Consider the following 12,905-nt stretch of genomic DNA (forward strand, 5'->3'; position numbering starts at 1 on the left):
TGGCGCTCCCTGCGGGAGTCGAACCCGCCTTTGCAACGTGAGAGGCTGCCGTCCTAACCGATAGACGAAGGGAGCTCTCCGAGGAATGGGCACCCTATATAGGGGCTCTCAGGCCAGTGCAAGCCCTTCAGGGACCCGCGGCGATGCGGGAAATGATGGCGTTTTTCCTGACATCCACGACGATCACCTCGCGGCCGGTGTTGATGACCAGACGGTCGCCGTCGAGGGCCGTGGTGCGGATGTCGGCATTGGCGGGGAGGCCAAGATTGAGGGTCTGTGGTGGTGGTTCGGGCTTGGGCGGGGCCTTGTGGTTGGCCTTCCAGATAATACCGACGATGAGCGCCACGAACAGCAGCACCAGAACCACGCCCATGATATAGACCAGCCGGAGCAGGCGGCGGGTTGCGGGGGGCAGTTCTGTCGACGTGGCATCGCCTGCCTGCAATGGATCGGATTCGCTCATGTCAGTGCCTTCACAACTCCTCGAAACCAGCGCCGCCGAAGCCTCGCGCCTCGACAAGGCGCTGGCCGCAGCCTTTCCTGACGTGAGCCGCGCGCGGTTCCAGGCCCTTATCGCGGAAGGCGCCGTGTCTGTCGAGGGCGAGACCGTGAGGGAGGGACGACACAAGGTGAAAGCGGGTGACACACTGCGCGTTATCCTCCCGGAAGCAGCGCCTGCCCTGCCGCTGGCAGAAGCCATGGCACTGCGCATCAGCTACGAGGACAAGGACCTCATCGTGATCGACAAGCCCGCCGGACTGGTGGTGCACCCGGGTGCCGGCAATGAGACCGGCACGCTGGTGAACGCCCTGATCGCCCATTGCGGCGACAGCCTGTCGGGCATCGGCGGAGTGAGGCGTCCGGGCATCGTCCACCGCCTTGACAAGGATACAAGCGGCCTTCTGGTGGTGGCCAAGAATGACAAGGCGCATCACGGCCTGTCGGATCAGTTCGCGGCGCATGGCCGTGACGGCAGGCTCGAGCGGAGCTACCTCGCCATCGTCTGGGGAGTGCCGGAACGGCGGCAGGGCATCATCTCGGCACCGATCGACCGCTCGACCGCCAATCGGCAGAAGATGGCTGTCTCCAGGGGGGCGAATGCCCGCGAGGCGGTGACCCACTACGAGGTGCTGGAAACGCTGGGAAAGCCGCCCGTGGCGAGCCTCCTGCGCTGCGTGCTGGAGACAGGACGAACCCACCAAATCCGCGTCCACATGGCCCATATCGGAAATCCACTGCTGGGCGATGGGGTCTATGGATCAGGCTTCCGGACCTCCGCGAAGAAGCTTTCGGAAGATGCAGCAGCAGCGCTTAACGCATTGAATAGGCAAGCCCTTCACGCCACCAGCCTGGGGTTCGAACATCCTATTTCGGGCAAGCAAATGCAGTTCGAAAGCCCGGCACCAGAGGATTTTGCAAGGCTCCTCGGCGCGCTGCGCTTGAACAACACGCAAGCGTGACTATCTGTAACTGCTCCGGTGTCTTATTTCTTGCGTAATTGTCCGGTAAGAATAGCCCTCAGACAGGAAAGGCTTTGAAACATGGCTAGGACCACTTCCCTCCCCGCAATCGCGTCGGGCGAAGCCGGTCTGCAGCGCTATCTGCAGGAAATCCGCAATTTCCCAATGCTGCAGCCGGACGAGGAATTCATGCTCGCCAAGAGCTGGAAGGAACACGGCGACAAGCAGGCGGCTGAGAAGCTGATCACCTCGCACCTTCGCCTCGTGGCCAAGATCGCCATGGGCTATCGTGGCTATGGCCTGCCCATCGGTGAGGTCATCTCAGAGGGCAACGTCGGCCTCATGCAGGCGGTAAAGAAGTTCGAGCCGGACAAGGGGTTCCGCCTCGCCACCTATGCCATGTGGTGGATCAAGGCCTCGATTCAAGAGTTTGTTTTGCGTTCCTGGTCGCTTGTGAAGATAGGCACCACCGCAAACCAGAAGAAGCTGTTCTTCAACCTGCGCAAGGTGAAGAGCCAGATCGAGGCACTGGAAGACGGCGACCTGCGCCCCGACCAGGTGGAACTCATTGCCAAGAAACTTGGTGTGACCGAGGCGGACGTGGTGTCGATGAACCGCCGCCTTGGTGGCGACACGTCGCTCAACGCCACCGTCCGCGAGGATGGCGAAGGCGAATGGCAGGATTGGCTGGTTGACGAGTCTGACAACCAGGAAGAAATGCTCGTCCAGTCGGAAGAGCAGTCGATGCGCCATGGCCTGCTGCAGGACGCAATGGAAAAACTGACTGACCGCGAGCGCCGTGTCTTCGAGGCCCGCCGCCTGCAAGACGACCCTTCGACGCTGGAAGATTTGAGCCAGGAATTTGGCGTATCGCGCGAGCGCATCCGCCAGATCGAAGTACGCGCCTTCGAGAAGGTGCAGAAGGCCGTGAAGAATGCCTCGCAACGACTGCTTGCGCCGAAATCGCTGCCGGCACCGACCGCGTAAGCAACTGCTTCCAGACAAAGAACATCAGCATGGCCGGGTTTGACCCGGCCATCGCTTTTGGTGGCGACCAGAAGAGAACCGGCAGACCTACTGGAAGAATCCCTTCGCCCGCGGCGTGGCAAAGAAAATCTGCACGGCCCAGATGCTGTCGCCCCGCTGGATGACGCCGGTCGACACGAAGGCGAAGCTGCGGTTCACCATGTTCTTGCGGTGCGAGGAACTCTCCACCCATTGCTGGAAGAGTGCGCGTGCCTTGGCATCGTCGACGGGCGTGTCCTGCGTATCGCGTGCGGCATTCTCGCCGATCGAGGGATACTTCGTCACGTCACCGACGAAGGCCGCCATGCGACCCTGGAAACTCGCGCCGGTGGACGATGAGTGGCCCATGAAATCATGCAGCATCATGTCGGCTGCATGGGCGCGGGCCGCCTCCTTGAAGGCGGCATCGGCCGTGACCGGGGTCTTGCCCTTCTCCGCACGATAGGCATTGAGCAGCCCAACCAGTTCGGCCTCGAGATCCGCACGATACGTCGAACCTTTCGGAGGGTGTGCGGCGAGGCCCTTGGCAAAATCGAGATAGGGCCCGGCGAGGGCTGACCCCGCACCGGCAGTCAAGCTGAGCAGGCCGAGGCAAAGCCTCCGCCGGGTCCGGTCAGGGCGCATCAGTCAAGACTCCATGAACCATTGTAGACAATTTAGGGTTGTTAATCATAGTCATATACACGCAATAAGAGTTCACCCGCCAGGATCGAGCCAGATTCGGGAGCGGGACAATGCGCACAAATCTGGTCCGATTCGGGAAGCTTCGTCTTCCCGTGAACATTTCGCAGCCGGGATGGCTCATGGCGTCTTCGGCTGTGGCAGGGCTATCCGGTGGTTTCATCACCGTTTCGCAGGGCATTTGGGCAGGAGCGGGGCCGGCCTTGCAAGCCGGATTGGCGGCAACGCTACTCGCGGCCGGAACGCTGGCGGCAGGTCTTTCTCCGCGCTCGCAGCCCATCAAACGGCCAGCGGCCGGGTTGGTCAGCAGGCCGTCGCTCATGGAGAGGGCTTCGCGCCTCTTCGACAGTGATGCGCGCGCGTCCGTCATTCTCTGCGAACTCACTGGTCTCGCCTGGACCAGCCGCAACCAGTGTGTCGAAGCGGCACAAATGGCATTCGAGGAAGCGCAAGAGCGCCTCTCCGCCAGCCTTCCGCAGGGCGCATTGGCCGCACAATGGAACGACGAACACTTCGTGGTTCTGCTGCCCGCCAGCAGCGATCCGATGACCGCGCTGAGCTTGGCGCGCGACCTTTGCGCCGCGCTCACCACAGGCCCCGCATTTGCAAACCTCTCGACCGCCGTCACCTGCCATGCCGGCATCGCGCTGGCCCCAACCGATGGAACACGCCTGTGCGAGTTGGTGAACAACGCAGAACTCGCACTGGCCGAAGCGCGGCGACAGGGAAAGCCGGGCTACGGATTCTATGCGCCGGGCATGTCGGCAGCAGCGGACAGGCGCTCCGCTCTGCAGCGGGCCGTACGCGATGCAGTAAAGAGTGATGCGCTACGACTCGAACTGCAGCCGGTCTATGCCATGCGCAGCGGAGAACTCACCGGCTTTGAAGCCTTGATCAGGCTGCATGACCAGGAGCTCGGACAAGTTCCGCCATCGGAGTTCATTCCGCTTGCCGAAGAGGCGGGGCTCATCGTCGACATCGGCGAATGGGCGCTGGAGGAGGCTTGCCGCGTGGCCGCACAGTGGCCGCCACACCTTGTCGTCGCCGTCAATCTTTCGCCCGCTCAATTCCACTCAGGCACGCTGATCACCACGACGCGCAGGGCCTTGCAGCGCCACTCGCTGCCCGCCTACCGCCTCGAGGTGGAGATCACCGAGGGCACGCTGATGGCCGACAGTGAGCTGGTGCTGGGCCAGTTGCGCCTGCTGCGCGACATGGGCGTCGGCGTGGCACTCGACGACTTCGGAACCGGCTACTCGAGCCTTTCCTACCTCTGTAAGTTCCCCTTCTCGAAGCTCAAGATCGACAGGAGCTTCGCCGCGGCCCTCGACCACTCAGCCTCTGCCAAGAATGTTCTCCGCGCCATCGTCAGGCTGGGTCATGGCCTCGGCATGACAGTGACGGCCGAGGGGATCGAGACGCAACGTCAGCTCTCCTTGCTGCGCGACATCGGTTGCGACCTCGCCCAGGGTTACCTGCTGGGCCGACCGGCGCCATTGAGCGATCTTGCGGCGATCATCCTGGGGAACTTCGCGCAGCAGCTTGCCCGCCGCCCCAGGCCGGCGCGCCGGAGTGCCGCTTGAGCGCTGGCGCTTTGCACTTTCCTCAGGACGAAGGGCAGTCTAGTTTGCGCCCGCATCAACGAACACGGGCAGCATGCGCAAGCTTTCACCCACCAAGGCGATCTCCCACGCGCTGAATTCAGTCTGGACCTATCGGCAGGTTGCCGCCCGCATCGCTGTACCGTGGTTGCCGGCGCTGCTGATCTGCGCGATTGCCCAGGTCTATTTCGGGCCACCCGACCCGATGGCCGATGAACTCACCACACCGGCCCTCGTGCAGATCGTCACGTCGATCGTATCGATCTTCGTGATCTCCGCCATGTCGGTCAGCTGGCATCGCTTCATCCTGCTGGATGAGGTGAGTCATGGCATCCGTTTCGACGGCAATTCCCGGCGCTATTTCGGAAACTACTTTCTCCTGCTGCTTGCCATGGCCGTTCCCTTTCTGCTGGCGGTCCTCATGCTGGTGCTGCTACCGGCTGCCATGACCTTCGTGGTTCCGGTCCTGCTACTGCTCTGGGGCGCCATAATGCGACTGTCAGTGAAGCTTCCGGCAGTGGCGCTTGGAAACCGCGACTACACGTTCCGTGATGCATGGGCGGTCACCTCCGGCAACTTCTGGCCATGTCTTGGTGTCCTGGTCCTGAACGGGCTGATCCTGTTCGGCGGGTTGCTTGTGCTGCTCCTGGTGGCCGGCACCATCGCCCAGGTGCAGCCGCTGGTGGCTGACGTTTTCGCCATGGTGGCCTCGCTGGTGCTGCAACTGGCCTATGCCTTCATCAACGCATCGGTGCTCACCTCGCTCTATGGTTATTTCGTCGAGCGCCGCGAGTTCTAAGGCTTGATCAAGGTCAATGGCCGGCGCGCCCGACAGGCGCAGAATTTCCGCTTCACAGTCGATCAGCGGGGGTTCCATGTCCGACATCAGTTCAGCCACGGCGAAGCCCGCCGAACCAGCCAGTACCAGACCGGCTCAGGAACAACCGGAGGAGGCCCCACCCCCTCGCCTCTCGCCGGCCCGGGCTGCGACACAATCCGGAAGCCATCCGCCACGCCTTCGAGAGCGGTGAGTTTCCTTACAAGACCCGCATGGGGAACAATCTCTATGAAGAGGAAATGGCCCGGCTGCAGGTCGAGCTCCTCAAGCTGCAGAATTGGGTGAAGGAGACGGGCGAACGCATCATCGTGTTGTTCGAGGGGCGCGACGCCGCCGGCAAGGGCGGCACCATCAAGCGCTTCATGGAGCACTTGAACCCGCGAGGGGCGCGCGTGGTGGCACTCGAGAAGCCCAACGAGCGCGAGCGCACCCAATGGTATTTCCAACGCTACATCGAGAACCTTCCGGCGGGTGGCGAGATCGTGTTCTTCGACCGCTCCTGGTACAACCGCGCCGGCGTCGAGCGCGTCATGGGTTTCTGCACGCCCAACGACTACCTTGAATTCATGCGCCAGTGGCCGGACCTCGAACGCATGCTGGTGCGCTCCGGCATCCGGCTTTTCAAGTTCTGGTTCTCGGTCACGCGCGAGGAACAATTGCACCGCTTCCTGTCACGCGAGAACGATCCGCTGAAGCAGTGGAAGCTGTCGCCCATCGACAAGGCGTCGCTGGACAAGTGGGATGACTATACCGAAGCAAAGGAGGCGATGTTCTTCTACACCGATACCGCCGACTCGCCATGGACCATCATCAAGTCCGACGACAAGAAGCGCGCGCGGCTGAACTGCATGCAGTACTTCCTCTCATCCATCCCCTACCCCAACAAGAACGCCAAGGTCGTGACGGGGCCAGACCCGCTGATCGTCGGCTCCACCGCCCATGTGATCGGTCGCGACAATCACATCATCGGCAAGACGCCGCGTCCGGGAAAGCAGAAGCGCTGATCAGCCGAAGCTTACCGCAAACTGCGGTGGGTTGCGCAGCGTCTGGTACACCACGCAATAGCGCTCGGTGAGCTTCTGCAACTGTGCCCTCTGCTCGTCGCTGAGATCACCGTCGAGATCGAAGCTGAGGCGAATGTCGCGGAAGCCGACGGGTGCGGTCTTGTCCACGCCAAGGGTGCCGCGGAAGTCGAGATCACCCTCGGCCCGCACGGTGGCGCCACGCAATGGCAGTGCGAGCGCGGTGGCCACGGCGTTGAGCGTGACGCCGGCGCAGGCAACAAGTGCTTCCAGCAGCATGTCGCCCGAACAAGCCTGCAGACCGTTGCCGCCCGTTGCTGGATGTAGCCCGGCTTCCACCAGCGCCCGGCCGGTTGCCACTGAGCAGCTGACGTTCTCTCCGAGCTTTCCCTCGGCCCGAAGGGTGATGAGCGCCTTGTCCGGCTCATCGCGATAGGCTGCCTTGATCGGAGCCTGAAGGTCCTTCAACTCCTGCGCGTCCATGCCGGTGCCCTCCTCCACAGTACGAAACAGCATAACACATCAATCCTCGAAGGGGTCCTTCATCAGGATCGTATCGTCGCGCTCCGGGCTGGTGGAAAGAAGCGCCACCGGGCACTCGATCAGCTCTTCGAGGTACTTCACGTATTTGATCGCCTGTGCGGGAAGCTGCGCCCAGCTGCGCGCGCCTGCCGTTGTGCCCTTCCAGCCCTCGAAGCTCTCATAGACGGGAACCACGCGCTTCTGCGCCTCTTCGGCAGCCGGAAAACGCTCGAGCTTGCGACCGTCGAGATCATAGCCAACGCCGACCTTGATCTCCTCGAGGCCGTCGAGCACGTCGAGCTTGGTGAGCGCAATGCCATGGATGCCGGAGGTCTTGATTGCCTGGCGCACCAGCACCGAGTCGAACCAGCCGCAACGGCGCTTGCGGCCTGTGACAGTGCCGAATTCGCGGCCGCGCTGGCCGATATATTCACCAACCTCGTTCTCCTGCTCGGTCGGGAAGGGACCGGAGCCGACGCGCGTCGTATAGGCCTTGGCGATGCCCAGCACATAGCCGATCGATGAGGGACCGAGTCCCGAACCGGCCGCTGCTTGGCCAGCCACCGTGTTCGAGGATGTCACATAGGGATAGGTGCCATGGTCGATGTCGAGAAGGATGCCCTGAGCGCCCTCAAACAGGATGCGCTTGCCTTCGCGCTTCATGTCGTCGAGCAACGCCCACACGGCATCCGAGAAGGGCAGGATGCGCGGCGCGATCTCGGCCAACTGGGCGATCAGGGCTTCAGCCTTCAGCTCCGCTTCGCCCATGCCGCGGCGCAGCGCGTTGTGGTGGGCCAGCAGGCGGGCGAGCTTGGGGCCGATGGTGGCGAGGTCAGCCAAATCATTCACGCGGATCGCCCGGCGGCCCACCTTGTCCTCGTAGGCCGGGCCAATGCCGCGGCCTGTGGTGCCGATCTTGCCCGTACCTGCTGCTGCCTCGCGCAGCTGATCAAGCTCACGGTGAAGCGGCAGGATCAGGGTGGCATTGCCGGCGACACGCAGGTTCTGGCGTGAGATGTCCACCCCTTGCGACGACAGCTTGTCGATTTCGGTTGCAAGTGCCCAGGGGTCGATCACCACGCCATTGCCGATGACCGAGAGCTTGCCGGGCCGCACGATGCCGGAGGGGAGCAGCGACAGCTTGTAGGTGACACCATCGATGACCAGCGTATGGCCGGCATTGTGACCGCCCTGGAAGCGCACCACGACATCGGCCCGCTCGGACAGCCAGTCCACCAGCTTGCCCTTGCCCTCGTCGCCCCATTGGGCGCCGACCACTGCCACATTCGCCATTTCAGGCTCCTTTCAGACACAGGAACGGCCCCGCGCGGGTGAGCCGCCGGAGCCGTTGCGGGCTCTTACACCATTGGCGGCAGAAGGCAAACCGGAGAAAGGCAGGCCCCATCACCGCCACCGGGAGGCGGTTGACCTCGCACCGCGGCGGTGCAAGCCTCCCCCAATCCACCAGCTGAGAGTGCAAAGCCATGAAATCCGTCACCACCCTGCTGATCCTTGGTTTCCTGGCTGGGGCAAGTGCCCCGGCCCTTGCGGTAGCGACGCCAGAGGAGGCCCAGCGCCTCACCACCCTGTTCCAGACCTACCTAGGTTCAGAACCGGGCGTGGTCAGCGTAACCCCGCAGGGCGGAGGCTATGCCGCCAAGCTCGATCTCACCCCACTCTTCGCCAAGGTGAAGGACCCGACGGTCAGTCTTTCGCTTTCGCCGCTTGAATGGACGCTTACCGACCAGGGCGGTGGCAAGTGGAAAGTGGACCAGAACCAGGCGCTGACCTTCGCTTTCGGTGTCAAGGGTCAGGGTGAGACGAAGGGCTCCATCGCCTCCGTCACTTCGACCGGCATTTTTGACGAGGCGCTGGGTGGGCTTTCAACCTCTTCGGCGGAATTGAAGACCATCACCGCAGACCAGACGATGACCGATTCCGGCACGACCACGCACATCAACTATGCGATCGACGCCATCACCATGCAAAGCGCGATGCAGGGAAGCCCCGACAGCGCCGACGCAACGAGCAACTACAGCTACATCGGCCTGAAGGAAATGATCAATGTCCCCGCCTCAGCTGATGGCGGAACGCCCGCCATGGACCTCGTCATTGCCTCACCCTCGGGCAAGCAGGATGGGGCGGTGAAAGGACTGAAGCTCAAGGCGGTGAGCGATCTCGTCACCTGGCTCGTCGCCCATCAGGACCCGCAGGCAATTATCGCTGAACAAGCGGCGTTGAAGGACAAGCTGCGCGCCGCACTGCCGTTGTTCACGGGTCTTTCGGGAACCACCACGATGGACGATGTGACAGCCACTTCGCCCTTCGGCCAGTTCGCGGTGAAGCAGTTCGGCTTTGGCGCCGAGATGAACGGCATCGTTGCCGATGGCAAGCTGCGCGAGACCTTCAGCTTCTCCGGCCTGCAGGTGCCGCAGACACTTCTGCCACCATGGGCGACAGGAATGGTACCCGAGAAATTCAGCCTCGATGTGAGCGTCGCCGATCTCGACCTCGCGGCACCCGCCGCACTGATCCTCGACAAACTTGATCTGTCGAAGCCCGATCCGCTGCCAAAGGATCTCGACCAGCCCCTGATGCAGGCATTGATGCCAAAGGGCAGCGTCACGATCACGTTGGGGCCCAGCGAAGTTCTGGCGAAGCTCTATGACCTGACGGCGGAAGGCAGCATGACGGCAGGCCTCGTAGCCATGCCCGCAGGCCAGGCTCTGGTGAGGCTCATGGGCCTCGACGAGACAATGGCCGCGCTTCAAGCCGCGCCGCCGGACATCCAGCAGATGAGCGCCGGCCTGCTGCTGGTAAAGGGCCTTGGCAAGGCCGAGGCTGACGGTTCACTCTCGTGGAAGATCGAGGGTACGGAGGCCGGCGTCATCACCGTGAACGGCGCCGACGTCTCCAAGATTCTGGGTGGCGGGCAGTAGACCCTCCAACACGCCCGTCAGAAGGCCAGAGGCTTCGCCTGCTTTACATGCGGCAGCTTGGCCACCGCCTGAAGAACGGCGGCGGGCGGCGCCTCGTCGATCGACACGAGGCAGATCGCCTCTGCCCCCTGCGCGGCGCGGCCCAGGTTGAAGGTCGCGATGTTGACACCGGCATTGCCGAGGATGGTTCCCAGCGCACCGATGAAGCCCGGCTTGTCCTCATTCGTCACATAGAGCATGTGCGGGCCGAATTCGGCTTCCATGTCGATGCCCTTGATCTGGATGACGCGGGCCTTGCCGTCTGAGAACACCGTGCCGGCGACAGAGCGTTCGAGATGCGCCGTCTTCACCGTGAGCCGGATATAGGTTTCGTAGGCGCCGCGCTGCGTCTGCTTGACCTCGTCCACCTTGATGCCGCGCTCGCGCGCCACAACGGGGGCAGATACCATGTTCACCGTGCCAAGCATCGGCTGAAGAACACCTGACAAGGCGGCCGACGTGAGCGCCCTGGTGTTCATCTCGCCCACGTCGCCCGCATATTCGATGACGATGCCTGTCACGGGCTCATCGGTGAGTTGGCCCGCGAAGGAACCGAGCTTCTCCGCAACCGCAATGAAGGGCCGAAGGCGCGGAGCTTCATCCGCCGAAATCGACGGCATGTTGAGGGCATTCGAGACGGCACCCGTGATCAGGTAATCCGCCATCTGCTCGGCAACCTGCAGCGCCACATTCTCCTGCGCCTCGCCGGTCGATGCACCCAGATGCGGCGTTGCCACCACATTGTCGAGGTCGAAGAGCTTGTGGCTGATGGCGGGTTCCACCTCGAAAACGTCGAGGGCAGCACCCGCCACATGGCCGGACTTCAGCGCATCATAGAGCGCATCCTCGGCAACCAGCCCACCACGCGCGCAGTTGATGATACGAACGCCCTTCTTGCACTTGGCGAGTGCTGCTGCATCAATGATGCCGCGCGTCTTGTCCGTCAGCGGCGTGTGCAGCGTGATGAAGTCGGAGCGGCGGAAGATCTCGTCCAGCTCCACTTTCTCCACGCCGATCTCGATGGCACGCTCAGGCGACAGGAACGGATCAAAGGCGATGACCTTCATCTTGAGGCCCAGCCCGCGATCGGCAACGATGGAGCCGATATTGCCGCAGCCGATGACGCCCAGCGTCTTGTTGAAGAGCTCCACGCCCATGAAGCGGTTCTTCTCCCACTTTCCGGCATGGGTGGAGGCATTGGCCTCCGGGATCTGGCGGGCCAGCGCCATCATCATGGAAATCGCGTGCTCGGCGGTGGTGATGGCATTGCCGAAAGGCGTGTTCATCACCACAATTCCGCGCTGGGTGGCCGCCGAAATATCGACATTGTCGACGCCGATGCCGGCGCGGCCGATCACTTTGAGTTTGGTCGCCGCGGCGATGATCTTCGGCGTCACCTTGCTGGCGGAGCGGATGGCGAGGCCGTCATAATCGGGGATGGCGGCGAGAAGCGCCTCCTTGTCCTTGCCGAGGTCGGGGAGGTAGTCGACCTCCACGCCACGGTCGCGGAAAATCTGCACGGCAGTTTCGGAAAGCTTGTCGGAAACGAGAACGCGGGGAGCCATTGAAAGCACTCCTGATGTGAGATGAAGGGGAAAGACCTCAGGCAGTCGCCTGGGCATAAGCCCAGTCGAGCCACGGGATGAGCGCTTCGAGATCGGATGTTTCGACGGTGGCGCCACACCAGATGCGAAGCCCGGGCGGTGCATCACGATAGGAACCGATGTCGAAAGCGGACTTCTCGGTTTCGAGAAGCTTGACCATCTTCTTCGGCACGTTTTCGTCGGCTTTCAGCGTCAGGCACACTGAGGTATTGGAGCGTGTCGATTCCACCTTGGCGAGGTTCGCCGCGAAGTCACGCGAATCGAGCCACTTCTGGACGACCGCCGCATTGGCATCGGCGCGCGCCACGAGGCCACTGAGCCCCCCCACTTTCTGCGCCCACTCCAGCGCCACGATGTAGTCCTCGACGCAGAGCATCGACGGCGTGTTGATCGTCTCGCCCTCGAAGATGCCGGCAATCAGCTTTCCGCCACTTGTAAGGCGGAATATCTTGGGAAGTGGCCAGGCAGGCACATAGGATTCAAGCCGCTCGACGGCGCGCGGCCCGAGAATGAGCACGCCATGCGCGCCCTCGCCGCCCAGCACCTTCTGCCACGAGAAGGTGACGACATCGAGCTTGGCGAAGTCGAGCTTCTGCGCGAAGGCGGCCGACGTCGCATCGCAGATCGTCAGGCCGTTGCGATCCGCCGGGATCCAACTTGCATCGGGAACGCGCACGCCCGAGGTGGTGCCGTTCCAGGTGAAGACCACGTCATGGTCGAAATTGATGGTCGTAAGATCGGGCAGCTCGCCGTAGCCCGCGGTGATCTTGCGTGCGTCCTTCAGCTTCAGCTGCTTCAGCACGTCGGAGACCCACCCATCCCCGAAGCTTTCCCAGGCCAGCATGTCGACGGGGCGTGCACCCAGCAGCGACCACATGGCCATTTCGACGGCCCCCGTGTCAGAGGCCGGAACGATGCCGATCAGATGGGTTGCCGGAACCTCCAGCACCTCGCGCGTCAGCTCGATGGCACGCCTCAGGCGCGCCTTGCCGAGGCTCGAGCGGTGCGAGCGTCCCATGACTTCGGTGTTGAGGAGAGCGGGGGTCCAACCCGGGATCTTGGCGCAGGGGCCGGACGAGAAATGCGCGCAAGCCGGGCGCGTAGCCGGTTTCGTTGTCGTCATCTTGTGCTCCATCCTTGCAGATGGACCGGCTCTCGGTGGGGAAAGCTAGC

Annotated in this window: 11 protein-coding genes, 1 tRNA gene and 1 pseudogene; 6 read left to right on the top strand and 7 right to left on the bottom strand. The window is 62.8% G+C overall.

Translation table 11 applies throughout. The annotated features are described in order from the left end of the window. A tRNA-Glu gene (locus WCJ41_RS11190) sits at nucleotides 1–75 on the bottom strand. Nucleotides 76–127: 52 nt separating this feature from the next. Further along, complete coding sequence (locus tag WCJ41_RS11195; RefSeq protein ID WP_336905927.1) at nucleotides 128–463, bottom strand: hypothetical protein; 336 nt, start codon at nucleotides 461–463, stop codon at nucleotides 128–130. Here WCJ41_RS11195 and WCJ41_RS11200 point away from each other — a divergent pair. Continuing rightward, nucleotides 462–1,460 carry an RluA family pseudouridine synthase gene (locus WCJ41_RS11200; protein ID WP_336905928.1) on the top strand — a complete coding sequence of 333 codons (999 nt, stop codon included), beginning with the start codon at nucleotides 462–464 and terminating at the stop codon, nucleotides 1,458–1,460. The two genes, WCJ41_RS11195 and WCJ41_RS11200, sit on opposite strands and share 2 nt — an antisense overlap. 81 nt (nucleotides 1,461–1,541) lie before the next feature. Further along, entirely contained in the window at nucleotides 1,542–2,447 is a 906-nt protein-coding gene (rpoH, locus tag WCJ41_RS11205) for an RNA polymerase sigma factor RpoH (RefSeq protein ID WP_336905929.1), read from the top strand. A gap of 87 nt (nucleotides 2,448–2,534) precedes the next feature. Here rpoH and WCJ41_RS11210 read toward each other — a convergent pair whose 3' ends face one another. Then, nucleotides 2,535–3,110, bottom strand: coding sequence for a CAP domain-containing protein (locus tag WCJ41_RS11210; RefSeq protein ID WP_336905930.1), 576 nt, complete (start codon nucleotides 3,108–3,110; stop codon nucleotides 2,535–2,537). A gap of 179 nt (nucleotides 3,111–3,289) precedes the next feature. Here WCJ41_RS11210 and WCJ41_RS11215 point away from each other — a divergent pair, with 179 nt between their 5' ends. From WCJ41_RS11215 to ppk2, 3 genes and pseudogenes are all read left to right on the top strand, one after another. Beyond that, nucleotides 3,290–4,750, top strand: coding sequence for a GGDEF domain-containing phosphodiesterase (locus tag WCJ41_RS11215; RefSeq protein ID WP_336905931.1), 1,461 nt, complete (start codon nucleotides 3,290–3,292; stop codon nucleotides 4,748–4,750). 73 nt (nucleotides 4,751–4,823) lie between these two features. Beyond that, nucleotides 4,824–5,567, top strand: coding sequence for a hypothetical protein (locus tag WCJ41_RS11220; RefSeq protein ID WP_336905932.1), 744 nt, complete (start codon nucleotides 4,824–4,826; stop codon nucleotides 5,565–5,567). 185 nt (nucleotides 5,568–5,752) lie between these two features. Continuing rightward, nucleotides 5,753–6,610 (top strand): annotated as a pseudogene (gene ppk2, locus WCJ41_RS11225) (polyphosphate kinase 2); the annotation flags it as partial. On the opposite strand, the gene WCJ41_RS11230 reads toward ppk2, so the two are convergent. Both WCJ41_RS11230 and WCJ41_RS11235 read right to left on the bottom strand, forming a co-directional pair. Continuing rightward, complete coding sequence (locus WCJ41_RS11230; RefSeq protein WP_336905941.1) at nucleotides 6,611–7,111, bottom strand: OsmC family protein; 501 nt, start codon at nucleotides 7,109–7,111, stop codon at nucleotides 6,611–6,613. A 39-nt stretch (nucleotides 7,112–7,150) separates the two neighbouring features. Next, on the bottom strand, nucleotides 7,151–8,443 hold the full coding sequence (locus tag WCJ41_RS11235) for an adenylosuccinate synthase (RefSeq protein ID WP_336905933.1): 1,293 nt from the start codon (nucleotides 8,441–8,443) through the stop codon (nucleotides 7,151–7,153). A 191-nt stretch (nucleotides 8,444–8,634) separates the two neighbouring features. On the opposite strand from WCJ41_RS11235, the gene WCJ41_RS11240 reads away from it, so the two are divergent. Then, nucleotides 8,635–10,089, top strand: a complete 1,455-nt coding sequence (locus WCJ41_RS11240) for a hypothetical protein (protein ID WP_336905934.1) — start codon at nucleotides 8,635–8,637, stop codon at nucleotides 10,087–10,089. A gap of 17 nt (nucleotides 10,090–10,106) precedes the next feature. Here WCJ41_RS11240 and serA read toward each other — a convergent pair whose 3' ends face one another. Together serA and WCJ41_RS11250 are read right to left on the bottom strand one after the other, a co-directional pair. Then, the gene (gene serA, locus WCJ41_RS11245; RefSeq protein ID WP_336905935.1) at nucleotides 10,107–11,693 is read right to left on the bottom strand and encodes a phosphoglycerate dehydrogenase; all 1,587 of its coding nucleotides are present in this window, start codon (nucleotides 11,691–11,693) and stop codon (nucleotides 10,107–10,109) included. Between the two features lie 37 nt (nucleotides 11,694–11,730). Further along, nucleotides 11,731–12,855, bottom strand: a complete 1,125-nt coding sequence (locus tag WCJ41_RS11250; protein WP_336905936.1) for a phosphoserine transaminase — start codon at nucleotides 12,853–12,855, stop codon at nucleotides 11,731–11,733. Between the last annotated feature and the right edge of the window lie 50 nt (nucleotides 12,856–12,905).

This window comes from Aestuariivirga sp., from assembly GCF_037139295.1.
GTDB lineage: Bacteria > Pseudomonadota > Alphaproteobacteria > Rhizobiales > Aestuariivirgaceae > Aestuariivirga.

Coding starts and splice junctions, on each gene's coding strand:
- WCJ41_RS11210 (WP_336905930.1), bottom strand. CDS start 3,110: ATGCGCCCTGACCGGACCCGGCGGAGGCTTTGCCTCGGCCTGCTCAGC.
- WCJ41_RS11195 (WP_336905927.1), bottom strand. CDS start 463: ATGAGCGAATCCGATCCATTGCAGGCAGGCGATGCCACGTCGACAGAA.
- WCJ41_RS11235 (WP_336905933.1), bottom strand. CDS start 8,443: ATGGCGAATGTGGCAGTGGTCGGCGCCCAATGGGGCGACGAGGGCAAG.
- WCJ41_RS11215 (WP_336905931.1), top strand. CDS start 3,290: ATGGCGTCTTCGGCTGTGGCAGGGCTATCCGGTGGTTTCATCACCGTT.
- WCJ41_RS11240 (WP_336905934.1), top strand. CDS start 8,635: ATGAAATCCGTCACCACCCTGCTGATCCTTGGTTTCCTGGCTGGGGCA.
- WCJ41_RS11220 (WP_336905932.1), top strand. CDS start 4,824: ATGCGCAAGCTTTCACCCACCAAGGCGATCTCCCACGCGCTGAATTCA.
- WCJ41_RS11250 (WP_336905936.1), bottom strand. CDS start 12,855: ATGACGACAACGAAACCGGCTACGCGCCCGGCTTGCGCGCATTTCTCG.
- serA (WP_336905935.1), bottom strand. CDS start 11,693: ATGGCTCCCCGCGTTCTCGTTTCCGACAAGCTTTCCGAAACTGCCGTG.
- rpoH (WP_336905929.1), top strand. CDS start 1,542: ATGGCTAGGACCACTTCCCTCCCCGCAATCGCGTCGGGCGAAGCCGGT.
- WCJ41_RS11230 (WP_336905941.1), bottom strand. CDS start 7,111: ATGGACGCGCAGGAGTTGAAGGACCTTCAGGCTCCGATCAAGGCAGCC.
- WCJ41_RS11200 (WP_336905928.1), top strand. CDS start 462: ATGTCAGTGCCTTCACAACTCCTCGAAACCAGCGCCGCCGAAGCCTCG.